At 57.6% G+C, this 24,375-nt stretch carries 33 protein-coding genes; 31 read left to right on the top strand and 2 right to left on the bottom strand.

Translation table 11 applies throughout. The features are described from left to right. Positions 1-99: 99 nt before the first annotated feature. The 7 genes from AOA59_RS28635 to AOA59_RS28610 all read left to right on the top strand — a co-directional run bounded on the left by AOA59_RS28635 (position 100) and on the right by AOA59_RS28610 (position 2,580). Positions 100-285, top strand: coding sequence for a Com family DNA-binding transcriptional regulator (locus AOA59_RS28635; RefSeq protein WP_371919097.1), 186 nt, complete (start codon positions 100-102; stop codon positions 283-285). Between the two features lie 8 nt (positions 286-293). Continuing rightward, entirely contained in the window at positions 294-806 is a 513-nt protein-coding gene (locus AOA59_RS32180; RefSeq protein ID WP_143522852.1) for a hypothetical protein, read from the top strand. 125 nt (positions 807-931) lie between these two features. Further along, positions 932-1,267, top strand: coding sequence for an MFS transporter (locus AOA59_RS28630; RefSeq protein WP_099489835.1), 336 nt, complete (start codon positions 932-934; stop codon positions 1,265-1,267). Further along, a complete protein-coding gene (locus AOA59_RS28625) occupies positions 1,264-1,608 on the top strand; it encodes a hypothetical protein (protein ID WP_099489834.1) in 345 nt (114 codons plus the stop codon). The genes AOA59_RS28630 and AOA59_RS28625 overlap by 4 nt, the downstream gene beginning before the upstream one ends. Positions 1,609-1,661: 53 nt before the next feature. Beyond that, on the top strand, positions 1,662-1,877 hold the full coding sequence (locus AOA59_RS28620; RefSeq protein WP_099489833.1) for a hypothetical protein: 216 nt from the start codon (positions 1,662-1,664) through the stop codon (positions 1,875-1,877). Continuing rightward, positions 1,874-2,140 carry a hypothetical protein gene (locus AOA59_RS28615; protein WP_099489832.1) on the top strand — a complete coding sequence of 89 codons (267 nt, stop codon included), beginning with the start codon at positions 1,874-1,876 and terminating at the stop codon, positions 2,138-2,140. Before AOA59_RS28620 ends, AOA59_RS28615 begins: the two co-directional genes overlap by 4 nt. After that, entirely contained in the window at positions 2,137-2,580 is a 444-nt protein-coding gene (locus AOA59_RS28610; protein WP_099489831.1) for a proteasome subunit beta, read from the top strand. Before AOA59_RS28615 ends, AOA59_RS28610 begins: the two co-directional genes overlap by 4 nt. 56 nt (positions 2,581-2,636) lie before the next feature. Here AOA59_RS28610 and AOA59_RS28605 read toward each other — a convergent pair whose 3' ends face one another. Beyond that, entirely contained in the window at positions 2,637-3,104 is a 468-nt protein-coding gene (locus AOA59_RS28605) for a hypothetical protein (protein WP_143522851.1), read from the bottom strand. A gap of 189 nt (positions 3,105-3,293) precedes the next feature. Between AOA59_RS28605 and AOA59_RS28600 the strand changes: the two genes are divergently transcribed. The 3 genes from AOA59_RS28600 to AOA59_RS28590 all read left to right on the top strand — a co-directional run bounded on the left by AOA59_RS28600 (position 3,294) and on the right by AOA59_RS28590 (position 5,588). Next, positions 3,294-3,626, top strand: coding sequence for a transposase (locus AOA59_RS28600; protein WP_256593141.1), 333 nt, complete (start codon positions 3,294-3,296; stop codon positions 3,624-3,626). Next, a complete protein-coding gene (tnpB, locus tag AOA59_RS33250; RefSeq protein ID WP_099489828.1) occupies positions 3,623-3,958 on the top strand; it encodes an IS66 family insertion sequence element accessory protein TnpB in 336 nt (111 codons plus the stop codon). The genes AOA59_RS28600 and tnpB overlap by 4 nt, the downstream gene beginning before the upstream one ends. A 61-nt stretch (positions 3,959-4,019) precedes the next feature. Further along, complete coding sequence (locus AOA59_RS28590) at positions 4,020-5,588, top strand: IS66 family transposase (RefSeq protein ID WP_099489827.1); 1,569 nt, start codon at positions 4,020-4,022, stop codon at positions 5,586-5,588. Positions 5,589-5,636: 48 nt separating this feature from the next. On the opposite strand, the gene AOA59_RS28585 is transcribed toward AOA59_RS28590, so the two are convergent. Beyond that, positions 5,637-6,341: an SDR family NAD(P)-dependent oxidoreductase gene (locus tag AOA59_RS28585; protein WP_099489826.1), complete on the bottom strand. Its 705-nt coding sequence runs from the start codon at positions 6,339-6,341 to the stop codon at positions 5,637-5,639. A 624-nt stretch (positions 6,342-6,965) separates the two neighbouring features. Between AOA59_RS28585 and AOA59_RS28580 the strand changes: the two genes are divergently transcribed. From AOA59_RS28580 to AOA59_RS28475, 21 genes are all read left to right on the top strand, one after another. Then, positions 6,966-7,352, top strand: a complete 387-nt coding sequence (locus tag AOA59_RS28580; protein ID WP_078733655.1) for a hypothetical protein — start codon at positions 6,966-6,968, stop codon at positions 7,350-7,352. Positions 7,353-7,471: 119 nt separating this feature from the next. Next, a complete protein-coding gene (locus AOA59_RS28575; protein WP_099489825.1) occupies positions 7,472-8,095 on the top strand; it encodes a putative metallopeptidase in 624 nt (207 codons plus the stop codon). Between the two features lie 31 nt (positions 8,096-8,126). Next, positions 8,127-8,642: a DUF2280 domain-containing protein gene (locus tag AOA59_RS28570; protein ID WP_099489824.1), complete on the top strand. Its 516-nt coding sequence runs from the start codon at positions 8,127-8,129 to the stop codon at positions 8,640-8,642. Continuing rightward, complete coding sequence (locus tag AOA59_RS28565; RefSeq protein ID WP_099489823.1) at positions 8,639-9,970, top strand: hypothetical protein; 1,332 nt, start codon at positions 8,639-8,641, stop codon at positions 9,968-9,970. The genes AOA59_RS28570 and AOA59_RS28565 overlap by 4 nt, the downstream gene beginning before the upstream one ends. Positions 9,971-9,974: 4 nt before the next feature. Then, positions 9,975-11,369, top strand: coding sequence for a DUF4055 domain-containing protein (locus AOA59_RS28560; protein WP_099489822.1), 1,395 nt, complete (start codon positions 9,975-9,977; stop codon positions 11,367-11,369). Beyond that, positions 11,370-12,482 (top strand): hypothetical protein, encoded by a 1,113-nt coding sequence (locus tag AOA59_RS28555; protein ID WP_099489821.1) that lies wholly within the window; start codon positions 11,370-11,372, stop codon positions 12,480-12,482. 16 nt (positions 12,483-12,498) lie between these two features. Next, complete coding sequence (locus AOA59_RS28550; RefSeq protein ID WP_099489820.1) at positions 12,499-12,735, top strand: hypothetical protein; 237 nt, start codon at positions 12,499-12,501, stop codon at positions 12,733-12,735. A 605-nt stretch (positions 12,736-13,340) separates the two neighbouring features. Next, a complete protein-coding gene (locus AOA59_RS28540; RefSeq protein ID WP_099489818.1) occupies positions 13,341-14,129 on the top strand; it encodes a DUF6651 domain-containing protein in 789 nt (262 codons plus the stop codon). A 75-nt stretch (positions 14,130-14,204) separates the two neighbouring features. After that, on the top strand, positions 14,205-15,353 hold the full coding sequence (locus AOA59_RS28535; protein WP_099489817.1) for a P22 phage major capsid protein family protein: 1,149 nt from the start codon (positions 14,205-14,207) through the stop codon (positions 15,351-15,353). Between the two features lie 57 nt (positions 15,354-15,410). Beyond that, positions 15,411-15,746: a hypothetical protein gene (locus AOA59_RS28530; protein ID WP_099489816.1), complete on the top strand. Its 336-nt coding sequence runs from the start codon at positions 15,411-15,413 to the stop codon at positions 15,744-15,746. 1 nt (position 15,747) lies between these two features. Then, a complete protein-coding gene (locus tag AOA59_RS28525; RefSeq protein WP_099489815.1) occupies positions 15,748-16,242 on the top strand; it encodes a DnaT-like ssDNA-binding protein in 495 nt (164 codons plus the stop codon). Next, positions 16,242-16,631, top strand: coding sequence for a hypothetical protein (locus AOA59_RS28520; protein ID WP_099489814.1), 390 nt, complete (start codon positions 16,242-16,244; stop codon positions 16,629-16,631). The genes AOA59_RS28525 and AOA59_RS28520 overlap by 1 nt, the downstream gene beginning before the upstream one ends. Next, positions 16,628-17,203, top strand: coding sequence for a hypothetical protein (locus AOA59_RS28515; protein ID WP_099489813.1), 576 nt, complete (start codon positions 16,628-16,630; stop codon positions 17,201-17,203). The genes AOA59_RS28520 and AOA59_RS28515 overlap by 4 nt, the downstream gene beginning before the upstream one ends. Next, positions 17,200-17,619 (top strand): phage tail terminator-like protein, encoded by a 420-nt coding sequence (locus AOA59_RS28510; protein WP_099489812.1) that lies wholly within the window; start codon positions 17,200-17,202, stop codon positions 17,617-17,619. Before AOA59_RS28515 ends, AOA59_RS28510 begins: the two co-directional genes overlap by 4 nt. 70 nt (positions 17,620-17,689) lie before the next feature. Beyond that, the gene (locus AOA59_RS28505) at positions 17,690-18,346 is read left to right on the top strand and encodes a phage tail protein (protein ID WP_099489811.1); all 657 of its coding nucleotides are present in this window, start codon (positions 17,690-17,692) and stop codon (positions 18,344-18,346) included. Positions 18,347-18,349: 3 nt separating this feature from the next. Next, positions 18,350-18,739 carry a phage tail assembly chaperone gene (locus AOA59_RS28500; protein WP_099489810.1) on the top strand — a complete coding sequence of 130 codons (390 nt, stop codon included), beginning with the start codon at positions 18,350-18,352 and terminating at the stop codon, positions 18,737-18,739. A gap of 47 nt (positions 18,740-18,786) precedes the next feature. Next, the gene (locus AOA59_RS28495) at positions 18,787-19,059 is read left to right on the top strand and encodes a DUF1799 domain-containing protein (protein WP_099489809.1); all 273 of its coding nucleotides are present in this window, start codon (positions 18,787-18,789) and stop codon (positions 19,057-19,059) included. Between the two features lie 27 nt (positions 19,060-19,086). Continuing rightward, the gene (locus tag AOA59_RS28490) at positions 19,087-22,353 is read left to right on the top strand and encodes a phage tail tape measure protein (protein WP_099489808.1); all 3,267 of its coding nucleotides are present in this window, start codon (positions 19,087-19,089) and stop codon (positions 22,351-22,353) included. Between the two features lie 3 nt (positions 22,354-22,356). Then, positions 22,357-22,695 (top strand): phage tail protein, encoded by a 339-nt coding sequence (locus AOA59_RS28485; RefSeq protein WP_099489807.1) that lies wholly within the window; start codon positions 22,357-22,359, stop codon positions 22,693-22,695. Between the two features lie 11 nt (positions 22,696-22,706). Beyond that, positions 22,707-23,459 (top strand): phage minor tail protein L, encoded by a 753-nt coding sequence (locus tag AOA59_RS28480; protein ID WP_099489806.1) that lies wholly within the window; start codon positions 22,707-22,709, stop codon positions 23,457-23,459. Positions 23,460-23,461: 2 nt separating this feature from the next. Further along, complete coding sequence (locus AOA59_RS28475) at positions 23,462-24,226, top strand: C40 family peptidase (protein ID WP_099489805.1); 765 nt, start codon at positions 23,462-23,464, stop codon at positions 24,224-24,226. Positions 24,227-24,375: the final 149 nt, after the last annotated feature.

The raw sequence follows: 24,375 nt of genomic DNA, 5'->3' as shown, positions 1-24,375 counted from the left end.
GACGCGGCGCGGAATGCGCTGCACTATTTTAGAAACCCGGCCATCGCGCCGGGTTTTTTATTGCCCACGGAAGGGCGATTCAGCAAAAGGAATTTGCAGATGTTGAAAGAAATCAGATGCGGTAACTGCAAAAGACTTCTCGCCCGCACGGGTGGGTTTACAGAGCTCCAGATCAAATGCTCCCGATGCGGGACGTTGAATCATGTGAAGGCCGCGAGCCTCGAGCAATCGCCTTTGAGCGACATGAATGCGGAATCCTCCGCTATCAATCATTCGATTCAATAGGTGAAAAAATGTCCCATAGTGGCTTTCGTATTATCCTTTTTAACAGCGTCAATAATGGCACCGCTATCCTACCTCCGCGTAACTGTCTGGTGGCGGGGCAGTATCTCGAATCTCCAAGCAAACAATACAAGCTGATCCTAGAGGCTGATGGAAATCTACGGCTCTACGATAACGGCGTTCCAATCTGGGTGGCTGATAGCAGCGTTCCCTACACGTATGTAGATAACCGTCCAAATACAGATTTGGTCACTTGCTTCTACATGCAAGGCTCTGCCTTTTTGGTCGACCGTGTAGGTAGTCGTACCTGGGCAACCAGCGGTGATTGGATTGACGGGGCTGCGGATCGCGCTTACCTGCAGGTGCAAGATGACGGCAACGTTGTCGTTGTAGATGGAGTTCCTCGGTGGGCTCGATTTGGCTTCACCCCGACCGCTGTTCCGACACGTGGTGTGTTCTATCCAGATCACGGTACTGGTGATCTCCCGACTTTCTACACGTATCACTGGAACAACGCTTTTTAACTCGACCAAGAGCCTCGGCATTCGCCGGGGCTTTTTCGTTTTCGGCCCCGCCACACCCTTCGCACTGAGCAGGGAGTGCCGCCGGGGCTGACCTATTTCAAAACATGCCCCACGGAGTCGAGCGCATGGAGTATCTACAGCGCCTGCTCGACAAGATTGACAGGTTCGAATTACTGATCGCGGGCCTCGTTGGGGCTGTGATCGCCAGCTGGTGGCACAAGGACGACTTGAACGACTGGCGCGCCTGGATGATCTTTCTAATCACCGGCATGGCCTGCTCGATCTACCTGACGAGCATGGTCAGCACCTACTTGGGCGTCACCGAGCCGAAGATCGTTGCCGGCATCGGCTTCCTCCTGGGAGCCTTCGGCGGCTCGCTCCTGGCGGCCATCAATCGAGCCATCAAATCCGCTGACCTCTGGGCGCTTATCCGCCAGCGGTTCGGGGGAGGCAATCCATGAATCTTGAACTGATCAACTCCATCGCCTGCGGCCTTATCGCGCTGTGGGCGGCCTGGTGCGTACTGAGCGGGAAGGTGAGGGACGGCATATTCGGCAAGCTGATCTACTCGACGATCGCCATCAGCGGATTCGTCGTCATGGCGCGCAGCCAGAACATCTTCTTCGGCCCGACCAGTGCCGGACTGACGCTGCATGTTGCCCTGGCCATGGCCGGTGCCCGGCACATCTTCATGGTCATGTACTGGCAGCGGGTAAAACTCTGGCTGTGTCGGACGCTGAACTGCGAGCACTGCCTGCACTGCGACAAGGCACCTGGTGGTGTCGAGCGGCGGGGCAAGTAATTCGCGCCACGTTTTCGAATGCGCCGAATCGTGGCGCGAGAATTGAGGTAGACATGGGTATCCAGAAGACGCTGATTCACTTCAACGACATCACGCTGAACTTGTCGGCGGATGATCTGAAGGCTGCGCTCATCGCCAAGTATGGCGATGCCGCCGCAGAGGTGCTGGGCGATGGTGCGATCCTTCAGAGCGCCACCTATTCCGCTCATTACCCGGATGACGGCGTGAAGTTCGCATTTGCTCAGCCGCTGGAAGGGCACCACACATGAGCGACCAATCAGGAGAGCACGTCCACTACTGGGATGATGGCCGGGGCAGACGGGAAGTGATCATCGATGGCCAGCCCGTTACCCACGTGATCTGGTGCGACACAAAAGCAGGTATCGCAGTTGTCGCCGACCAGCCATTAAAGGCGTCCGACGGTGAGGCGGTCGACTTCCACCCTGTATGGGGTGAGATCAGGGTCAACTATTGCGGTGGCTATGCCGGCACCAACAAGACATTTCGCATGGGAGAGGGAGCGATCCAATGACGACCATTGCATACAAAGATGGCGTGATCGCCTACGACTCTCGCCAGACCCGCAGCGGCTCCATCGTTTCCGACGACTGCCAAAAGCTCACCGTCGTTGATGGCGTCAGCTTCTTCCTCTCTGGCGCCGTGTGCGACGAGAAGGCCCTGATTGCGGCCTACTTTGGCACGCCATCGCCGGTGCCGGTCGAATGTTCCGGGTATGCAGTGGATGGTGGCAAGCTGCATATGGTTGGCCATGACGATAAGACGGGGATATGGCGGCAGGATCTAGACCCAGCCAACCCTGATGCTATCGGCAGCGGTTCAGCCTATGCCCTGGCTGCAATGGACATGGGCGCAAGCGCAGAAGAAGCAGTGCACGCTGCCATGAAGCGCGATATCTACACAGGCGGGCGTGTTCGCTTGTTCAGCCTATCCGCTAAGCACTCCATCCGGTAAGGCTGGGTTGGCGAACGCTGGCGGATATGCTGATTTGTGACGGGGTGATAGGTGCCTCAGTAGCCAGGGAAAAGGTTCCGCGATCGATAAATGAACTCCTTGAGTTGTGCTTTCGCGGTTGAGAATTTTTCGGCCTGAACCCGTTCGGCTTGGTTGGGTGCAAAAGCTGCGCTCGGCCCAAAGAAGAAGATTAAGAAGGCATTACTTACTGGTGCTTGCCAGCCGTTTAAGCTCCTATCACTCCACAGGGATGGGTTTCCATTGTCCTCGACGACCTCTTGGAAAATGAGTGCCAACAGATCTGCAGGGTTCTCGAGAGCGAATAGATCATTTCCGGTCACCTCAAGGTCTTCAATGGCGGAGATGGGCGCAGGCTGCCCGTTAGGACCTTTCATCCCGCTCATCAATTTCTGACGAATAGCATCCAGCATTGCTCTGACGTGTTCTTCAGTGCATGGCACGCCGTTTAATTGGGCGTAGTTACCTGACTTGTAGAACTGATAGGAAAATTCGAGCAGGCGCATGTCTTTCTCCATGTTTTTTTTGGCAGCAAGCATCCTGACTGGCGCTTGATCGGGTCAAATCTTAACAGCCTTAGGGTGGCAGTAAAGTATCCGTCCGGCCAAGTCATCTACCCAGCCCCGCAAGGGCAGGACATGGTATGGACTTAAATTTAAGTGGGCACCAGTTCTAGCCTTTTAAGCGGGTATTTCATGCAGCCACAACGCCGTTCCTATTCAAAGTCTTTCAAAGCCCAGGTCATTCAAGAGTGTGCCCAGCCCGGCGCTTCAATTGCCAGCATCGCGCTCAGCCATAGCCTCAACGCAAACCTCGTCCATAAATGGATTCGGGTGCAAGCGCAGAAAAGCACGGTGCTGCAACCGGCATTCATTCCGTTACCCATGCAGCGGGCCGTAGCAAATTCCCACGCAGCAGCATCGAATATCTGCGTTGAAATCCAGCACCCGCGCGGCACCGTCAAAGTGAACTGGCCAACCGAAAGTGCTGCTGCCTGCGCGACCTTTCTTCGAGACCTGCTGCGATGATCCGCATCGATTCCATCTGGCTCGCCACCGACCCCATGGACATGCGTGCCGGCACCGAGACTGCGTTGGCCAGGGTGATCGCGGTGTTCGGTGCGGCGAAGCCGCACTGTGCTTATCTGTTCGCCAACCGCCGCTCCACACGGATGAAAGTGTTGGTGCATGACGGCTTCGGCATCTGGCTGGCTGCTCGCCGCTTGAATCAAGGCAAATTTCACTGGCCTGGCATTCGTCATGGTTCTGAAATGGAACTGGATACCGAGCAACTTCAGGCCCTGGTGTTGGGTCTGCCATGGCAGCGCGCGGGCTCCGGCGGTGCGATCACACTGCTTTAACGGCTGCCATTAGCCTATCGGTCTATCGCCGCGAATTGCCTGGTCTGGCAAAATCGGCACCATGACTTCGCTCCCCAATCTCGATCACCTTACCCCTGAACAACTGCGCGCTTTGGCGGCGCAGTTGATACAGCGTGTCGAGACGCTCGACCAGCAAGTCGAGACGATGGGCAAGACGGTCGAGACCATGGGCAAGAAGATCAACCGCGACCAGACGGTGATCGAGAAACTGACCCATGAGATCGCGCAACTCAAGCGCTTGAAGTTTGCCAAGCGCAGCGAGCAGTTGAATCCGCAGCAGGCCAGCTTGCTCGACGACTTGATCGATACCGATATCGCGGCGATTGAAGCTGAGCTTCAAGCCTTGCAAACCGCGCCAGCGGCGACCGAGAAAAAGCAAAAGCCCAAGCGCACCGCGTTGCCGGCAGAATTTCCACGCACGTTGATCCATCACGAACCGGACAACACCCACTGCCCATGCGGCTGTGCACTCAAGCGCATCGGTGAGGACGTCAGCGAGAAGCTGGACTACACGCCCGGCGTGTTTACCGTCGAGCGTCATGTCCGTGGCAAGTGGGTCTGCGATGACTGCGAAGCATTGATCCAGGCACCCGTTCCGGCACAGGTCATCGACAAGGGTATCCCGACCGCCGGGTTGCTGGCCCACGTCATGATCGCCAAGTTTGCCGACCATCTGCCGCTTTACCGTCAGGAATCGATTTTCGGTAGAGCGGGCCTGGCGATTCCACGTTCAACGTTGGCGCAATGGGTGGGCGTGACGGGCGTGCAGTTGCAGCCTCTAGTCGATGCGTTGCGCGACGTAGTGCTCGGGCAGCAGGTCATTCATGCCGATGAAACGCCGGTGCAGATGCTCGCTCCGGGTTCGAAGAAAACCCACCGCTCTTATGTCTGGGCCTACGCCACCAGCCAATTCTGCGAAACAGCGGCTGTCGTTTATGACTTCAGCACCAGCCGCGCCGGTGAGCATGCTCGCAACTTCCTGCAAGACTGGCGGGGCAAGCTGGTGTGTGATGATTTTGGCGGTTATAAGGCCAGCTTCGAACTCGGCATGACCGAGATCGGCTGCATGGCCCATGCGCGGCGCAAGTTCTTCGAACTGCACGCCACCAACAAGAGCATGCTCGCCGAGCAAGCGCTGCGCCATATCCAGTTGCTGTACGAAATCGAGAGCGAAATCCGCAACCTGGAGCCGGATTTACGCTGCCGAATACGGCAAGAAAAAGCCGTGCCGGTGATGAAGACACTACACGCCTGGATGATCGCCCAGCGCGATTTCGTGCCTGAAGGCTCGGCTATCAGCAGAGCGCTGGATTACAGCTTGAAACGCTGGGCAGCGCTGTCGCGCTACCTCGATGACGGGGCCGTACCCATTGATAATAATTGGTGCGAGAACCAGATCCGTCCGTGGGCACTGGGGCGCAAGAACTGGCTCTTCGCAGGTTCGCTGCGCAGCGGCAAACGGGCGGCGGCAATCATGAGTTTGATCCAGTCTGCACGGCTGAATGGTCATGATCCGTACGCGTATCTGAAGGATGTTCTCACGCGCCTGCCGACGCAGCGGGCGAGTGAGATTACGGAGCTGCTACCGCATAAGTGGGTGGCCGTTTAACTACGCATGGGGTGTGCTCTGGGCGCTCAAACATGAATTACTGGTCTGTTACCAAGGTAAGGTTTGCGCTTGCTCATGCTCCAAGCTGTAAAACATGAAAGGATCAGGGCGCGCTGCTATCAATTGAAATAGCCGCACAGCAGAATCCTGGGCCGTCGTTTCTGCCCCTTGAACACCAATCCCTGTGCGCAGTCGTCCGGGATGGACCGTATAGCTCAGCAACTGCTCACCCAGTTCATCAGCGATACATAGCGACAGCATGTTGAGTGCTGATTTCGAAATTCGGTAGGTATAGGAACAGCCGGCTTTGGAAATGCGTTCATCGGCGTTTTGAGCAACCGAGCCACGACGTGAGGAGATATTGACCACTATTTCCAGAGAGAACGAGGCGGCCAACCGCCTGATCAATTGTCCAGGGCCAATGCAGTTAACTTCAAGCGCTCGCCTGAACTCATCGGCACTTTCATCGAACAGCGAATGCTGCTTACTGCCGATTCCAGCATTGTTGATCAGCAGGTCGACCGTCGTCAGCCCCTTGCTATGCAGGTGGCTCTCAAAATTCGTTAGGTTGGCGTCCAAGCCCTCCGCTAAATAGTCCAGCCCAAATACCTCATCGGCTAAACCACTCTGCAAGAGCGCCTGCAATTTTTCAGGGGACTTACTAACGGCAATTACATAGTGCCCACAGAGCTTGGCCTGGCGGCAAAGAGCGATCCCATAGCCTCCCGTTGCGCCGGTGATGATTGTTCTCATGAGTCCTCCTTTATGAATGCAACGATTTTTTATTAGGCTTAGGTCGCCTGAATTTAACCGAAAAGGTAGGCGGAAAATGTCCAGCCTTGATCTTCAACAAGCCCCCCCGACAGCAAAGCTAAAGGTTTGTGGTTACTGCATGAGATCGAGTGCCAGGAGGACTACCGTTGCTATTGAGCATCAAGCCGATCGCACTGTAAGTGCTACGCCTGTAAGCATCCTGTTGCCTGTCCATTTGCGCAGCACTTTTTTCAGCAGGGAGAGGTGCGAATGGCTCTTCAAGCCTAAGCTGTCGGTGCTGCTCTGTCTCTCCTTGAGTACCAAGTCCAAGCCGGACGCTTACGTCAAGATGAGTTGGCCGTACGCTTACGCAGTAAATGACAACCAAGCAACCCTATTGGGAGGCAATCGAGCGCCCGTGACTGGCGAGTCGTGCTACCGATGGCGAAGAATTCTTTTTGATCTATCCGCTAGATTTCCCACTATAGGCAAAAAATACTTGCGTAGAGTAAGGAAGTGGATATTATCTCTTTGCCGAAAACGGCGCGTCGGCGAAAATCATGTTCTCAATGAACGCCAATCCTTCACGACGCAATCCTATTCATATTCAAAACGAGGCTGAAGATGGCTACCAAACGAATTAAACTGAATGCATATCACACCGCGCTTGGCCTGATCATAAATTCGAAAATTTATGCTGACGAAAAGCAGAAAGATATTTCGCGTTTTCGTTTCTCTCGCCCAACGCTTAGGGCTATCTCTGGCTGGAAGCGGCTTTCTGAGGTGTTTGTACGCGATGTGTCTGATGAGCTCTACGGTATTGGCTGGACACTGATTGAATTGTCGGATACTGAGTTGGCTGCTATCCAAACATCGAAAATTTCCGTCTGGCCGAAGCTTGGAGGCGGGCGTGTGACTAGCCAGATTCGTAACCATAAAAATCCTGCAGAATATCTTGAAGATACCTACGAGGAGCTTTTCGGTGATGTCGAAGAGTTTTTCGAGGACTGACAGTTAGCTTGCGTATTTCGGTGACGCGCGTCACCCCATCCTTCAAATAACCTTTAACCATGCCGTCGCGAATCGATTCTCGACGGCTTTTTTTGTTTCGGACTTGGCACGGTGGAGTGATGAAGAGGCCTACCCCTCCAGTATCAACTCTTAAACATTCCGAACTATCCGACTTCAGCATCCGCCTGACTCCAGCTCCAGAAGTATGGGACTGGCTCCATGCCGAAATCCTTGCCAGCACCGGCAGTACTCACAACGAAGATCATGCCCATCTACTGGATGCAGACATCCGGATCATGTGGGCGTCTTCGAGCTTCGCCAAGCAGGGCCGCACAGTCCTCGGTCAGGCTGAGCAGGTAGCGTTCCGCGCTGGTGGTTGGCAGAAGGCCAGGATGGAGCAGCAGATGCGTGATTGGTTCGGCGATATGCCGGCCTTCATCATCACCCTGGCTGCTGACTACTGCGCCCAGTGCAGCGACCTTGAGTTTTGCGCACTGGTAGAACACGAGCTTTATCACCTGGCTCACGCGACCGACAAGTACGGTCAACCAGCATTCACCCAAGACGGTGCACCGAAGATCAAGCTGCAGGGTCACGACGTCGAAGAGTTCGTTGGTGTGGTCCGCCGCTACGGTGCAAGCCCTGACGTTCAAGCGTTGGTGGATGCTGCAAACAGTCCTGCCGAGGTGGGGAAATTGAACATTGCGAGGGCCTGCGGAACCTGTCTGCTCAAGTCGGCCTGATATGAGACAGGCATGAGACGGAATCCAATCTATGGCAGCCCTGAAAAACGATGTGAAAGCCTTCATCGTTCAGGCTTTGGCGTGTTTCGACACTCCGACGCAGGTCTCACAAGCGGTGAAGCAAGAATTCGATGTTGATGTAACCCGCCAGCAGGTAGAGCAGCACGACCCAACCAAGCGCGCCGGCGTGAACCTGGCAGCCAAGTGGAAGACCCTTTTTCACGACACCCGCAAGCGATTCCGCGAGCAAACTGCAGAGATACCCATCGCGAACCGGGCGTATCGGCTGCGAGCCTTGGGCCGCATGGCCGAGAAGGCCGAGACAATGAAGAACATGGCCCTTGCCACTCAGATCATTGAGCAAGCAGCCAAGGAAACCGGGGACGTATACGTCAATCGACGCGTTGAGCCTGACAAGTCGCTGGATGAAGAAATCAAACGGCTTGAGATCGAGAAGCGTAAGGCCGAGCTCAAGCTGATAGAGAAGGGCGGCGGCAACTCAAACGCCCAGCTGCTGGCTGACCTGATCGCGAGGTTGCCGTCATGATTGCGACCACCGGCAACCTGATGCTGGATCGCCAGCTGTCTCGTTGGTACCCGCTCAAGGATCATCCGGTGCAGCTCGCCTTGGTGGCGGCCGTATCGGAAGGAATTCGCTTCCCGTTGGTGCCAGCTGGTCGGCGGAGCGGTAAAACGGAGCGGTTCAAGCGCTTCGTTGTGAAGCAAGCATCGGCGTACACCGGCATGTACTTTGCCGCCGCGCCAACGCACGCCCAGGCCAAGAAGATTTTCTGGGATGACCTCAAGGCCTTCACGCTGTGCTGCATGCACAGTCGCCGGCCGTCCGAGTCGGACCTGATCATCTATCTGGACAACGGCAGCGAGATCCACGTAATCGGCCTGGACAAGCCGCAGCGGATCGAAGGCATCCCGTGGACGGGGGGCGGAATTGACGAATTCGCCGACATTAAGCCGGACGCCTGGGAGGCAAACATTCTCCCGGCGCTGAATACCGTCAACCCAACCATGCCGGATTACCGGGCCTGGTGCTGGTTGCTCGGCGTACCTGACGGCCTGAACCACTACTACGATCTGTGCATGCAGGCGGAGTCGGGCAATGACCCGAACTTCCGTGTGTTCCACTGGAAATCGGCCGAGATTCTTCCGGCTGACGTAATGGATGCAATGAAGCGGGCCATGTCGGCCAAGCAGTTCAAGCAGGAATTTGAAGCATCATTCGAAACGGCGTCTGGCCGGATCTACGAGGACTACAGCAAGGCGAACACCACGAACGCAGCCATTGAGCCGCATGAGCAGCTGATGTGGATGCATGACCAGAACTTCACGCCTCTGTCATCTGCGATCGGTGTCCGGCGCAACGATGGCAAAGACCTCTATCTGCTGGATGAGATCGTGCTGATCAGTGCGGTATCGAAGCAGTCGGCTGCTGAGTTCGTGGACAAGTTCAAGGATCACAAGAACAAACACGTCCTGATCTATGGTGACCCGGCGGGCAAGGCTGGTGAGAAGCACGGTCACGCGTCTGACTACACCGACATTGAGGGCGTGCTGAAGGCCAATGGCTGGACGTACACCCGCAAGGTCAAGCCGGCACACCCATCCATCAAGGATCGGCAGAACGCCGTGCGTGCGAAGATCCTGACAGCGTCAGGAGAAACCAGCTTATTCATCAACCCGGCTACCGCTCCCTGGTGCCACAAGGGGCTGAGCACGGTTCAGCTCCAAATGGGCTCGACCTTCCAAGAAGACCAGAAAAACGACTACCAGCACATCACCACGGCGATCGGTTATTGCATCGACGTTGAGTGGCCGTGCATCAAACGCACCGCATCCACTGAAAATCTGAGAATGTGACCCCATGAGCAACGACCCAAGCAAAACGCTACCGGCCGTAGACGCCATGCGCGAAGACTGGGCTCTTGTTGACGCGCTGATGGGCGGAACTAAGGCGATGCAACTGGCTGGCAAGCTCTACCTGCCGAAGTGGCCAAAGGAGGATGACGACGCCTATAAGGAGCGCCTGTCGCTCTCCACGCTACTGCCTGCGTTCAGCGAGACCGTCCAGAACATGAAGGGCAGGGTGTTCGCAGAACATATCGCGCTCGGCGACGATGTGCCTGAGTCGATCAAGGCCTACGTGCAGAACTTCGACCGCCAGGGCAATAACCTGCAAGTCTGGGCTCAACAGCTATTCACCGTAGGGCTTTCCCATGGCCTTTGCCATGTGCTGGCTGATTACCCCAAGACGAAAGACCAGCAGGGCAACTCTGTCGTACGCACCGCTGCTGACGAGAAGGCCGCCGGCGTTCGCCCATATGCGGTCATGATTCACCCCCAGCAGGTTATTGGATGGCTCACCGAAGAGAAGGGGGGCGAATGCTCGCTGTCTCAGTTTTGGTATGCGGAGGCTGTCGAAGAGCGCGTCGGTGATTTCGGTGTGACCATCATTCCGCAGATCAGGGTTTTGATCCCTGGTGGCTGGAAGGTGTACCGCAAGACAGAGGACGCCAACGGCAAGAAGGAGTGGACCAAGACTGACGAGGGGACGAATACGCTCTCTGTCATCCCGCTGGCCACCTTCTACACCAAGCGCACGGGCTTCATGACCGCAACGCCGCCGCTGTTGGAGCTAGCGCACCTCAACAAGAAGCACTGGCAGTCCCAAAGCGATCAGGACAACATCCTGCACGTAGCCCGGGTGCCGATGCTGATGATCTCCGGTATCGACGACGAAGCCTTTGAACTCAAGGTCGGGACCAGTTCAGCGACAAAGCTGCCTACCGGCGGCGACATGAAGTGGGTGGAGCATACCGGGACGGCTATTGAGGCCGGCCGCAAGTCGCTGGAAGACCTTGAGGATCAGATGCGTATCGCTGGAGCCAAGCTGCTTCAGAAGGATAAACAGTCCACGAAGACGGCGACCCAGGCTGAGGAAGAGGCGGCTCAGGAAATGAGCCCGCTGCAAACCATGGCCGGCCAGCTTGAGGACACGCTTGACCAGGTGCTTCAGTACTTCGCGCTCTGGAAGGGCGAGAAGGAGGGTGGCCACGTGAAGGTGAACGGTAACTTCGACGTGGACTTCGCACCGGAAACCACTCTTCCACTACTGCTCAACATGGCAACCCAAGGCCGGCTCTCTGACGAAACCCTGTTCAACGAGTACAAGCGCCGCGGCGTGGTCTCAGATGACATTGAGTGGGAGGTTGAGAGGCAGAAGATTGCCGATCAAGGGCCAGCACTCGGAGCTCTCTAAATGGCGACGGTCAACGAGATCCTTCAGGACGAGCATATCGCCCATGCGGTATCGCTGGAGAAGTACAAGCTTGGCGTGGTGCGGCGCATCATCGCTCAGTTGAATCGGTCGGATGCCAGCCTATCGGCGGCGCTGACCGAGGCCCTGGAGCGAATGCCTGCCGAATCATTCACTGTAGAGCGTCTTGAGCTGCTACTGAGTGAGGTGAGGGCAGCAAACGCCCAAGCCTACGACCAGGTGTTCACCGCGCTTGAAGCTGACCTGCAGGAGCTTGCGGGCTACGAGGCCAACTGGCAGCAGACACTGTTCCAGCAGGCACTGCCAGAGCCGGTGCTGGTGCGCTTCCCGTTGGTGAGCATCAGTTCTGAACAGGTATATGCGGCCGCGATGTCTCGGCCGTTCCAGGGGCGCCTGTTGCGCGACTGGGGCAAGCAGGTAGGCGCTGAGCGCATGGTCAAGGTCCGCAATGCGATCCGATCCGGCTACCTGGAAGGCAGGACCACCGAACAGATCATCCGCAGCATTCGCGGCACCAGGGCGGCCGGCTATGCCGATGGCTTCCTTGAGCGGCCTCGGAAGGACTTGGCAGCGGTCGTGCAAACGGCCGTGAGCCACACCGCAGCCACGGCACGAGAACAGTTCAATGTTGCGAACAGCGAAATCCTGAAAGCTGAGGACTGGCTCAGCACCCTGGACACGAAGACCTCCACCGACTGCATCATCCGTGACAAGCTTTCGTATGAGGTTGGCACGCACAAGCCGATAGGGCACAAGGTGCCGTGGCTACAAGGCCCTGGGCGAATTCACTTCTGCTGCCGCAGCACTTCAACGCCGCGAACCAAGTCCTGGCGAGAGCTTGGCATTCCCATTGATGAGATGACACCAGGTCAGCGGGCAAGCATGGACGGCCAGGTGCCGGCTGACACTACCTTCAGCACTTGGCTTGCTCGTCAGTCCGATGCGCGCAAGGCTCAGGTGCTCGGACCAATGCGGTATCAGATCTACAAGGGCGGCAAGAGCCTTGAGGATTTCTACTCGCCAACCGGTGAGTGGCTGACCCTGGAGCAGATCAAGCAGCATGACGCGCAGGCATTCGCTAAGATGGCTGCATGACCAAGGAGAATAAGCCATGTTAGTGAAGTTGATCGGTGGCACAAATGACAGGCAGACGGTAGATATTTTGGATGGTGATACGTCTATCAGCGTTCCAAAGCGCCATACTGGATTCCAGCGGGTAGTCGGGGATCTCGGCCATGAGCGCTACATTTGCCAGGAAGTAATTGGCGCCAACGGCGCAAGCTGGTCGTTTTTCGTCATCGAAGGCGGTGACGCTCTTGACATCCTTCAGAGGTCCTACGGTGGCTGACGCGCCGCGCTTTCACCTAATTCAAGGCACGCCAGCCCCGGACACGTCGGCGGAACAGGTGCGCAAGCGCATACGCGCGATGCCTAAGCCGGCCACGATGATTCAATGCCATCGCTGCGGCGGGCGCGAGGTGATCGAAACGAAGATTGCTGTGCTGATGAGGAATGGCAAGCCTACTGGCGGTACTAAAACATTGATTTGCGTTGGATGTTTGCTCAAGGGTGAGCGAGTAGTTTTGTAGGGGTAGATGGACTGTTAGCCAAAGGTTAATCTCGTAGTTCGGCTCACTAGGTAAATGGACGACTACGATATGAAAGACTTGGAAGATTTGGATGATGACATCGGGAATGGTCCGGAATGTGAAGGATGCGGCAAAACCCCGGTTTCTGCAGAGGTCGGAGATCGGCTGCTGTGTGCGGACTGCATAAAGAAACTAGGAACTGGTGACGATGACTGAGTAAGTCTGCTCGCCATCGAATTTTAGATTAAAAGATTTATAAAGCCCCGGCATCCGTCGGGGCTTTTTTATGGGCGCGATTCCGGATGGATAGCGCCGCACCGGGCCGGATGGCCCACCAGATGGGCGGATGCCCGGAGATGAACCGATGAAATTGAAACTTGACGAACAAGGCCATGTGGTTGTGCAGGATGGTAAGCCGGTTTACACCCATGAGGATGGAAAGGACGTAGCGTTCGACGCGCCGTCGGCCGTATCCAAAATCACCGCGCTGAACGCCGAAGCCAAAGGGCACCGCGAAGCCAAAGAAACCGCCGAGGCTCGCGCCAAGGCATTCGAAGGCATCGAAGACCCTGAAAAGGCCCGTGCCGCACTGGCTACCGTCGCCAACCTCGACGCCGGGCAACTCGTCCAGGCCGGCAAGGTGGACGAGATCAAGCAAGCAGCTATCGCTGCCACCGAGGAGAAGTTCAAGGCCCAGGTGTCTACGCTTACTGAGCAGATCAAGACCGTCACCACGGAGCGCGACACCACCACCGGCATTCTCTACCAGGAGAAGATCGGCGGCGCCTTCGGCCGTTCCAAGTTCGTCACCGACAAAATCGCCGTTCCGCCCGACATGCTGCAAAACACCTTCGGCAAGGCTTTCAAGGTCGAGGAAGGCAAGGTCGTGGCTTATGGCGACGATGGCAACAAGATCTACAGCCGCGCCCGCCCTGGTGAGCTGGCTGACTTCGACGAGGCGCTGGAAGCCCTGGTCGAGCGCTACCCGTACCGCGACAACATTCTCAAGGGCACCGGCGCCAGTGGCGGCGGCTCTCCGAACAATGGCGGCAAGGGTGGCGACAAGAAGACCCTTCCGCGAGCCGCATTTGATGCGCTTGATCCAGCCGCCAAGGCTGATCATGCACGCAATGGCGGCTTGGTAACTGACTGACCAACGCCGCCGGGGTTTGCCCGGCAAGTAATCAATGCCCGCCACTGAGCGGGCTTTTTTGTGGAGAAAGCCAAAATGGCGAACACCCTTAACGGCCTGGTGCCGGCTCTGTACGAAGCGCTCGATGTCATCTCTCGCGAGATGACGGGCTTCATCCCGGCGGTATCCCGTGATTCCTCCGTTGCCCGTGCGGCAATCGGCCAGGACGTGCTGGTGCCCATCACCAGCGAAGTGGCTGCGGCTGACAACGTTCCGGGCGTTACCGCTCCGGACTCGGGCGACACCATCGTCGATAACGTCGCGGTGGCCATCACCAAGAGCAAGCACGTTCCGGTACGCTGGAATGGTGAGCAGACCAAGGGCCTGCAAAACGCCGGCACCTTCTCGTCCATCCGGGCGGATCGCTTCTACCAGGCAATGCGCACCCTGGTGAACGAAGTGGAGAAGGATCTTTGGCTGGAAGCCTACCGTAACGCTTCGCGCGCCTACGGTACCGTCGGTACTACGCCGTTCGGCACGGCGGCCGACCTGTCCGACTTCGCTGGCGTGTTGGGCGTCTTGGAACAGAACGGCGCACCAACCAACGACTTGCAGTTGGTCCTGGGTCACTCGGCCATTGGCAACATGCGCGGCAAGCAATCTGGCCTGTTCAAGGTCAACGAGGCAGGTTCCAGCGACATGCTGCGCAACGGCATGACCGACCGCATCATGAACATGGCGATCCGTCACTCCCACCAGGTGGGCCGACACGTCAAAGGCACCGGCGCTGCGTACGTCACCAACGGTTCCACCGCTATCGGTGCGACCAACATCGCTCTGGCGACCGGTACCGGCACTGTTCTGGCTGGGGATATCGCGACCTTCGCGGCTGATGGCGACAACAAGTATGTCGTCGGCGCCGGTATTGCGGCTCCAGGCACCATCACGCTGAACAAACCTGGCTCGCAGATCGTCATTCCGACCGGCAACGCGCTGACCCTGGGCAACTCGTACACCGCCAACGTGGCTTTTGCCCGCTCTGCGATCGTACTGGCAACCCGTGCCCCTGCAATGCCTGAGGGCGGCGACTCTGCCGACGACGTGATCACCATTACTGACCCGCTGACCGGCCTGTCGTTCGAGATCGCGGTCTACCGCCAGTTCCTGCAAACGGCCTACCACGTCCGTCTGGCCTGGGGCTGCCGCGCAATCAAGGATGAGCACATCAGCCTGTTGGTCGGCTAACTCAACCACAACGACAACCAGGGGCTTCGGCCCCTGCGTTGTTTCTGGAGAATGAAAATGGCTGGACTAACGAAAGAACAGAAGGCGGCAAAGGTGCTGCTGGCTAAGGCGATCGAGCTTAGTGGTTTGAGCGCGGAAGCTTTCGAGGCTCTGGGTGAGCAGGAGCGTGCCGACTGGAGCAAAAGCGCACAGGACGCGATTGATTTGGCTGCGGCAGATGTTCAGCGCCTTGCGGATGAGGCTGCGGCGGCTAAATCGCAAAGCAAGCCTGTCGTGGAAGACGATGAGCCGGATTACACCGGCCTGGTGAAGGTTGAACAGGGCGGTGAGGAATTGCATGTTCATCCTTCCTGCCTGGATGACCACAAGCGACTCGGCTGGAAAGAGGTCTGATATGGCTCTGGTGATCGAGAACGGCAAGGTGGTGCCAGGCGCCGATAGCTTCGCAACGGCTGCCGAGTTGGTCACCTATGCCACGAACTTCGGCAAGACAATCCCCGCTGATGAGGTGGCGCAGGAATCCCTGCTACGTCGCGCCGCCCTGCAAATGGATGCGATGCCATGGAAGGGCAAGGCCGTGAACCGTGACCAGGCGCTGGCCTGGCCTCGGGCCGAGGTCAAGCGTCAGGGCTGGGTGTTGCGTTTCGACGAGATCCCGCCACAGATTAAGGCAGGTCAGATGGCTCTGGCCGCCGAGATCCATGCCGATGACCTGATCGCTCCCGAAACCAAAACGGGAGCCGTTGTTTCCGAAACGGTTGGGCCTATCAGCACCACGTTTGCAGTCGCCAGCAAGTCGGTGAGCAAGCCTGCGGCAACCCGGCAGTCGTATGCCCAGTTCGCTGGGCTGCTGGAATCCTCAAGTCAGGTCAACCTGGTACGAAGCTGATGACAGATATCTATGATCGTGCAAAGGCGAGCGCTGCACGGATGCTGGCGCCGCGATCGAGAGGCGGCAAGGGGTTGGAGCTATCCCTAGTTCGGGTCACTACCGGTGATTACAACCCTGAGATTGGCGGCAGTCCTGTCACCATGGAGCAATTCGACGGCTCAGGGCTTCGCCAAAACTATCGCCAGCAAGATATCGACGGCTCGCTGATCAAACAGGGCGACGTAAAACTCCTGATCTCTCCGGTATTGCTGGATGGCATAGATACGCCCCAGCCGGTGACGCTGGACAAGATCATCTTCGACGGCGACACCTACACGATTCAGCACGTCGACCCATGGGATTACGCCGGCATCGCCGTCGGCTTCAGCGTGCAGGCCCGAAAATGAGCTTTTCACTTGATCTGAAGGCGTTTGTGGAAAAGGCGAAGGGGAATGTAGAGCAGGTCATTCAGAAAACGTCCATTGATCTGCTGACTGCTGTCGTTGACCGGTCGCCAGTCGGTAATCCTGAGTTGTGGGCGATCAACGCCACGGCCACGCAATACAACGCCGAGGTAGAGCGCCTTAATGCCGAGATGCGCAATGATCCCTCGAACCTGTCAAAAAACGGGCGTATGAAGCCGGGGCGACTGATCAGGGATGGCATGGATCTGGTAGCCGGCAAGGAATACGTTGGCGGGCGCTTCAGGGGAAACTGGCAGGTTTCGTTTAACACGGCTATCACCGAAAACATCGAGCGGATTGACCCAAAAGGGTCTGCCAGCAAGTCGGCCGGCGCGGCCTTGATCCAGACCTTTACCACCGAAGTTGGCACGATCTGGATGATGAATAATCTTCCATATGGGCCGCGCCTTGAGTACGAAGGCTGGTCCAGCCAGGCGCCAGCGGGAATGGTACAGGTGTCAGTCACTGAGGCTCAGACCTTCGTCAACAATGCCGTGTCGGAACTTTCAAAATGAGCGACCGAATTATCCGTAAGTTGTTCGAAGGCCGCCTGAAAGCCTGGGCTGATGCAAGGCCGACCAAACTTCAAATTGCATATGAGGATGTAGCTTTCACGCCTCCGGCCAATGGAGCCGCTTGCTTGAAAGCCTTCCTGCTGCCTGGAAACACGGATAGCGAGGACCTTGAAGGTAAGCACACCTCCTACCGCGGAGTGTTCCAGGTCAGCGTTGTGACGGCATCAGGAGTGGGCCGAGGCGCTGCCGAGCTAATCGCCGATGAGATTGCAGCGCTTTTCCCAAACAACATGGCACTGACGGAAGCTGACTTCGCCGTGTTCGTCCGCTCGCCGATGGCGACTGCCGGAGCAATTCAAGGCGACACCAGCACCTCTCTACCGCTGTCGTTTCAGTATCGAGCCGACACCTTCTAATCCGCCCATTGGGCAAACCCAGAACCCGCCATCGAGCGGGTTTTGTCATTTCTGCAAAGAGGAAAAACCCATGGGCTACAAGATCCCCAACGGCGGCACCTTCCAGCACGCCGCGACCTACGCCGCTGTACTGGCTTTCACTGCCATCTCCAACGCGTCCGAGGCCGTGGCCACGGTCGTTGGCAGCACCCTGGCCGCTGGCGATATCGTTCTGCTCAGCTCCGGCTGGAGCAAGCTGGACAACAAAGTGGTGCGCGTGAAAACGGCCACAGCCACCGCTATCACCCTAGAAGCGATCGATACAACTGACACGCAGATCTTCCCTGCCGGCAACGGCACCGGCACCATGAAGAAGGTGTTGACCTGGGTGCAGATTCCTCAGGTTACCGACTTGGCCTTCTCGGGTGGCGAACAGAACTATCTGGATGTGGTGTTCCTTGAGAACGACCAAGGCAAACAAATTCCAACTGATAAGTCCGCCGCCAGCATGGTGCTAACCATTGCCGATGATCCGGCCCAACCATTCAACGCTGTGCTTATGTCTGCCGACGCAGGCAAGCAGGTGCAGGCAGCGCGCCTCAACCTGCCGGGCAACGACACGCTGCTCTACGGGGCCTATACCTCCTTCTCGAAGCAGCCAGCCGTTTCTCGCAACAACCTGCTGACCCGCACCGTCAACCTAGCGTTGCAGGCTGAGCCGACCCGTTACCTGACTGCGGTGGCGTAAACCATGGCCAAGTTCAAGATCGCCCAAAATCCCACCTTTCAGGCCGATGTGGACATTCCGCGCGCCGGCGGCACCACGATCAAGGTTCAGTTCGAGTTCAGGTATCGCGATCGCAAGGAGCTCGCCGCGTTGTTCGCGGGCTGGCAGGAGGGCGCGAAGGAAGATCAGGAGAGGTTCAAGGCCAAAGGTGACCAGCTAACTCTGGTCGACATCACTGATTCCCATATTGAGCGTCAGGTGGAGCAGGTCACTCAGTTGGTCGCTGGCTGGGGCTTTGAGGACAAGCTAAGTCCGGAGTCCATACGCGCACTGGTAGAAACCTCCGCCGGAGCAGGGGATGCCATTGTCGATGCTTACCAGAAGGCATTTTCCTCGGCTCGCCTGGGAAACTGATCGCCGCGGCGCGCTCACTATACGAGCCGGGCGCGCCCGCCGATCAGATGCGACTGTTCGGCTTGTCCCCTGACGACTTTGATCAGGACGTGGATGTCTGGCCTGACAACTGGCCCGTCTTCTGCCTCTTCAACGCTCTGTCCACGCAATGGCGTACAGGGGCGTGCGGCGCAACCGGGCTCGACTACACGTCAATTCGTGACGTGGCCAGTTACCTCGGCTTCAAGAAAAAAACCATTCCGGAAAAATTCCACGACCTTCGAGTAATGGAGGCCGAGGCGCTCGCCGTTATGGCGGAGGCGAGAGACAGCAGCCAGTAGTCACTGGCATTTATTCAAGGTGATTCAATGGATATCGCATCGCTCGGCATCAAGATAGATACGTCGGACGCCGCGAAAGCTGTCACAGATCTCGACAAAGTCGTGCAGTCCGGTGAGAAGGCTGAAAAGGCAGCGGCGGATATTTCGGCAGGCTTCGATAAGGCGTCCGCATCCGCCTCCGACCTGTCGGCGTCTGAGCGCAAGCTTTCCGAGACGCTCGACGAAGCCAAGGCCCGGCTTCTGGCAACGGCGAAGGCCTCCCTGGAGTCGAGCGAGTATTACCAGCGCCTGACCACCAGCGTAAATACCAATGCTTCCGCTATGGAGTCGTCGGGATCGTCGGCAAGCAGCTTGGCTTCGCTTCAGCGGCGCTTGCAGGCTGAGTCCGACGCGTTGGTCGGTTCGACTGATAGGCAGGCCGAGGCGACCAAGAAGGCCGCAGCGGCAACTGGCGTTCAAGCCGAGGGGCTACAAGAGCTGCTCGGCAAGATCAATCCAGTGCAAAAAAAGCTGCAGGAGCTAGATGACCTTCAGTTGCAGCTGACGAAGCATCGTAAAGCCGGGAATATCGACGATGCCGGTTTCAAATCTTACTCGGCTGATATTGAAGCGGCTCGCGCGAAGCAAAAAGGGTTCAATGACGAAACGGTAAACACAAAAACCGGCCTGTCTGCACTGGCTCTGAATTCGAAAGCCGCCCGCGAGAACGTACTGCAGCTCGGTAATGCCCTGGCTGAGGGCAACATGCGAGTCGCAGCTCATAACATCCTGGAGATAGGCACAAACGCTGGGGCCTCGGCGTTGCGTTTAGCGGCTCTCGCGGCGCCGGTTATTGCGGTTGCTGCGGCTCTTGGTGTGCTCGCGTATGCGCACAGTCAGGGCAGCAAAGAGCAGGAGGAATACAACAAGTCGCTGATCCTTACTGGCAACTATGCAGGGACTAGTGCGGGCCAACTTGCTGATATGGCACGACAGGTTAGCGCTACGGTAGGGACTACCGGTGCCGCGGCTACGGCATTAGCGAGTCTCGCAGGCACAGGGAAGATTGCCGGTGGTAGTTTTGAAGAGATTGCTGAAGCCGCTCTTTCGATGGAGCAGGCAACAGGCAAGTCGGTCGATGCAACTATCGCCGAGTTCGTCAAGATCGCGAAAGACCCAGTGGCGGCTGCCAAGGAACTTAACGATCAATACCACTTTCTGACGGCTTCGGTTTACGAGCAGATTGTTGCACTGAAGGATCAGGGCAACGAGATCGGCGCGACCAAGTTGCTCACCGACACCTACGCGGAAACAGTTAAAACCCGCTCAAGCGAAATAACGCAGAACTTGGGCTATATAGAACGCGCCTGGAAAGGGGTAAAAGAAGGAGCCGCTGGCGCTTTAGATGCAACGCTGGGGATTGGGCGACAGATCACTCTCGCGCAGCAGGCTAAAGCTCTCGAAAATAAGCTTGCAAACCCAAGCTCGTATTCCTCACTCCCGATTATGGGAGAAGACAATCCAAACATGATGGAGGTGGGCAATACCCGCGAAGAGGACGAGAAAAGGCTGGAGCTTCTCAAGTCCTACATGGAGATCGAGAAGAGGCAAAGCGCCTACCTCGGTGATATCCGGAAGTCAGAAGAGGCTGCTGCGGATGGCATGGACCTTATCCGCCGCGAGTCGTTGTCTGCTCAGTCTCAAGTTGAGAAGCTTCAGAAGAAACTGGTGGATCTCGACAAGGCTCGCCAAAAGAATATCGATAACAACAGCTATTCGCCCGACCTTCAAAAACAGTACGAAAGCGCAACGGCTGGCATTAACAAGCAAATTGCTGATGCCAAGAAAAAGGCGGGGGGCTCCGCCGGGGCAGTAGACCTCACCGCCTTCAATGATGCGCAAAACTCGCTCAAGGGCATTCAGGCCGAATACGCCAACACTCAGAAGCAGTTGGACGCCGCGCAGAAGGCCGGGCTGATCTCGCAAGCTGATTACGCGACACAGCGTGCGGTGCTGATTAAGGCCGAGAAGGAGGAAGTCACTTCCGCCTATCAGGCTGAGATTGATGCGCTTGAGGCAGCTAAAGGCAAGAAGTCGACCAGCGCGACCCAGAGCATTGAGCTAGACAAGAAGATCGCCGATGCGCGTGCCGATATGGTCAAGGCGCAAAAGGATGCTGACAGTCAACTCAACGTGCTGGCCTCGTCCGAAGAAGGTAGGGCAAAAAGGCAGGCCGCAAGCCTCAAGTCCTATGTCGATGCGCTCAATCTTCAAGCCGAAGCCCTGCAGAAGTCTGGCCAGCGCGCCGTACTTGGGGTCGGGCGGGGCGACAGGGAGAACGCACTATCTGGCGAATTGAATGCTCAGGACGACAGGTTCGCCCAGGCGTCCAAGGAGCTTGCGAATCAGCGTAGCGAGGCATCTCTGCGTGGCGCATCGACCGCTGATCTCGACAAGGAGTTTGGGCCGCGCACGGATGCTTTGGCCGCGCAGAACAAGAAGGCGACCGACCAAATCCGGCAGAACTACGCGGATGTGGAGAACGCCCAGGGCGATTGGACCAAAGGCGCGACAGCGGCTTGGGACAACTATTTGGATTCGGCGCGGAACATCGCTGGCCAGACAAAAAGCCTGTTCGGCAACGCCTTCAGCTCCATGGAAGACTCGCTGGTCAACTTCGCCGTCACAGGCAAGGCGTCATTCGCTGATTTCACTAAATCCATTCTCGCGGATATGGCACGTATTGCCACCCGGCAAGCCAGCTCGGCGTTGCTGGGCAGCCTGGTGGGCGCAGCGGCAAGCTACTTCGGCGGCAGTGCTGCTGGCGGCGGTAATGGGCTGGCTGCTGGTTCCGCTGGCGCGAACTCGTCGAACCTCGGCGCCTCGGCTGCCGGGTACTCCGGCACCTACTTCCAGGCTGACGGCGGCGCTTGGGCCAACGGTGTGCAGATGTTCGCCGACGGCGGCGCGTTCACCAATTCCATTGTCAGTAAGCCCACGGCGTTCGGCATGGCCAACGGCAAGACCGGCATCATGGGCGAGGCCGGGGAAGAGGCGATCATGCCGCTGACGCGAACATCCGGCGGCAAGTTGGGCGTTATGGCTGTTGGTGGCGGTGGTGGAGGGGGCGTAAGCCTGAGCATGAACATGCCTATCGTCATCAGCGATCAAGAGGCTGGACGGCCAGATGGCGCTGAGTTCGACGCTGAGGCTTTCCAGCGCAACATGGAAACCCGCACGCGGCAGGTCGCAGTTGAAGAAATCGCCAAGTCTTGGCGTCAGGGTGGCGTTAGCCGCCGAAACGTGAAGGGATGATCTATGGCGATTGAGCGATTCACCTGGGCGACAGAGAAGGGCGCGGAGGGCGAAATTACCCAACGCGTCCGAGCAAAGAAGTTCGGCGATGGCTATGAGCAGTCCGTTGAAGATGGACTCAATAACCAGTCCGAATCTTGGCCGGTGACTTTCACTGGTATGGCGTCCCGAGTCTTGGAGATCAGGAAGTTCCTCGATCGGCACAAGGGAGCCAAAGGCTTCCTATGGACGCCGCCCCTTGGCGTGCTTGGCCTCTATAAATGCACCGGATACAAGCCCGTGCATCGCGGCGGCCAGGTCTACGCGATCACCGCGACCTTCGAACAAACCTTTCACCCCTGAGATAACCGCCCATGGCACTGATCACGGACATCCAGAAACTGGAGCCCGGCGGCGAGATTCGCCTGTTTGAAATTGACGGGACTGAGTACGGCGCGGATTATCTGCGCTTCCATGGGCACGCAATTCCGCATACGCCCGAGGAACTGCTGGCCTACGAGCATTCGGAAGAAGACCTGCCGGCCAAGTCGATTTGGTGGCAAGGAGCCGAGTATGCAGCCTGGCCGGTGCAGATCGAAGGCATCGGCTCCAACAGCGACGGCACGGCCACCAGGCCGACGTTCGCCGCCGGCAACATCAATGGGCGCGTCACTGCGCTGTGCCTGGCCTTCGAGGACATGCTGAAGTTCAAGCTGACTGTTCGCGAGACCCTGGCCCAGTACCTGGACGCGGCCAATTTCCCCGAGGGCAATCCGGCGGCCGATCCGACGCAGGAAGGACTGGAGATTTGGTACATCGACCAGAAAACCAGTGAGGACGGCGAGGCTGTCATATGGGAACTGTCTTCTCCGGGTGAGATCGACAATCACGGACTGCCCGGCCGGCAGATGACAACTTTCTGCCACTGGGCCATGACCAATGGTTATCGAGGTCCGGATTGCGGTTACACCGGCGCGGCGATGTTCGACGACGAGGACAACCCAACCGACGATCCTGCCAAGGATCAGTGCAAGGGCTGCCTGACGTCCTGCAAGTTGCGCTTCGGCGAGAACAACGAACTTTCCTTCGGTGGATTCCCTGCCGTCTCCCTCATTGCCCGGAGCTGACCATGCGCAAGCACATCATTGCGGCTATCCAGGCGCACGCGGCATCTGAGTATCCGCGCGAGTGCTGCGGCCTGCTGCTGGCCATCGGTCGAAAGCAGAAGTACTTCCCGTGCCGAAACATCGCCACGGAGCCGAGCGAAGAGTTCCGGCTGGATCCAGAGGACTACGCCGTGGCGGAAGACGTGGGCGAAGTGATCGGCATCGTTCACTCGCACCCGGACGCCACCAGCAGGCCGTCACCGCACGACCTGGCCATGTGCGAAGCCACGGCCTTGCCCTGGCACATTCTGTCCTGGCCCGAAGGCGACATGCGCACGATCACGCCAACGGGCAGCACACCGCTGCTCAAGCGCCCGTTCGTGCATGGGGCCTGGGATTGCTGGCAAGTCTGCGCCGATTGGTACCAGCGCGAGTGGGGGCTGGAATTCGAAGCCTTCCAGCGCACCGACGGCTGGTGGGAGAGTGCGGAGAACGCCAGCTTGTACGAGCAGCACTACGAGGGTGCCGGCTTTGTCCGCGTCGACCGGCCGCAGCGCGGCGACCTGATCGTGATGCAGGTCGGGCGCACTGTTCACCCGAACCATGCCGGGATATACCTGGGCGCCGATCCAACGTTGCCTGACCAAGAGTCTGGCGCGTTCGGCCCAGGTCCATTCGTGCTCCACCACCTGTATGGCAGACCGTCCGAGATCATCGTCTACGGCGGGCCCTGGCACGACCGAACGCGCCTGATCCTCAGACACAAAGACGCTAAACAACCAACATGACGCGGCATGGCCGCAGGAGAAGGATATGAGCTCTGTTCAGCATGAAGTAAAGGGCCTCGGGGCGGCTAAATCGTAAGCGGCCAGCGAACACACCTTCAGAAATCCGGAATTAAGGGCGATGGTGTCCGCCTATTTTTAAGCGGACGCGA

Source organism: Pseudomonas sp. 2822-15 (assembly GCF_002742515.1).
GTDB lineage: Bacteria > Pseudomonadota > Gammaproteobacteria > Pseudomonadales > Pseudomonadaceae > Aquipseudomonas > Aquipseudomonas salomonii.
This window is presented reverse-complemented; position numbering and strand designations above follow the sequence as displayed.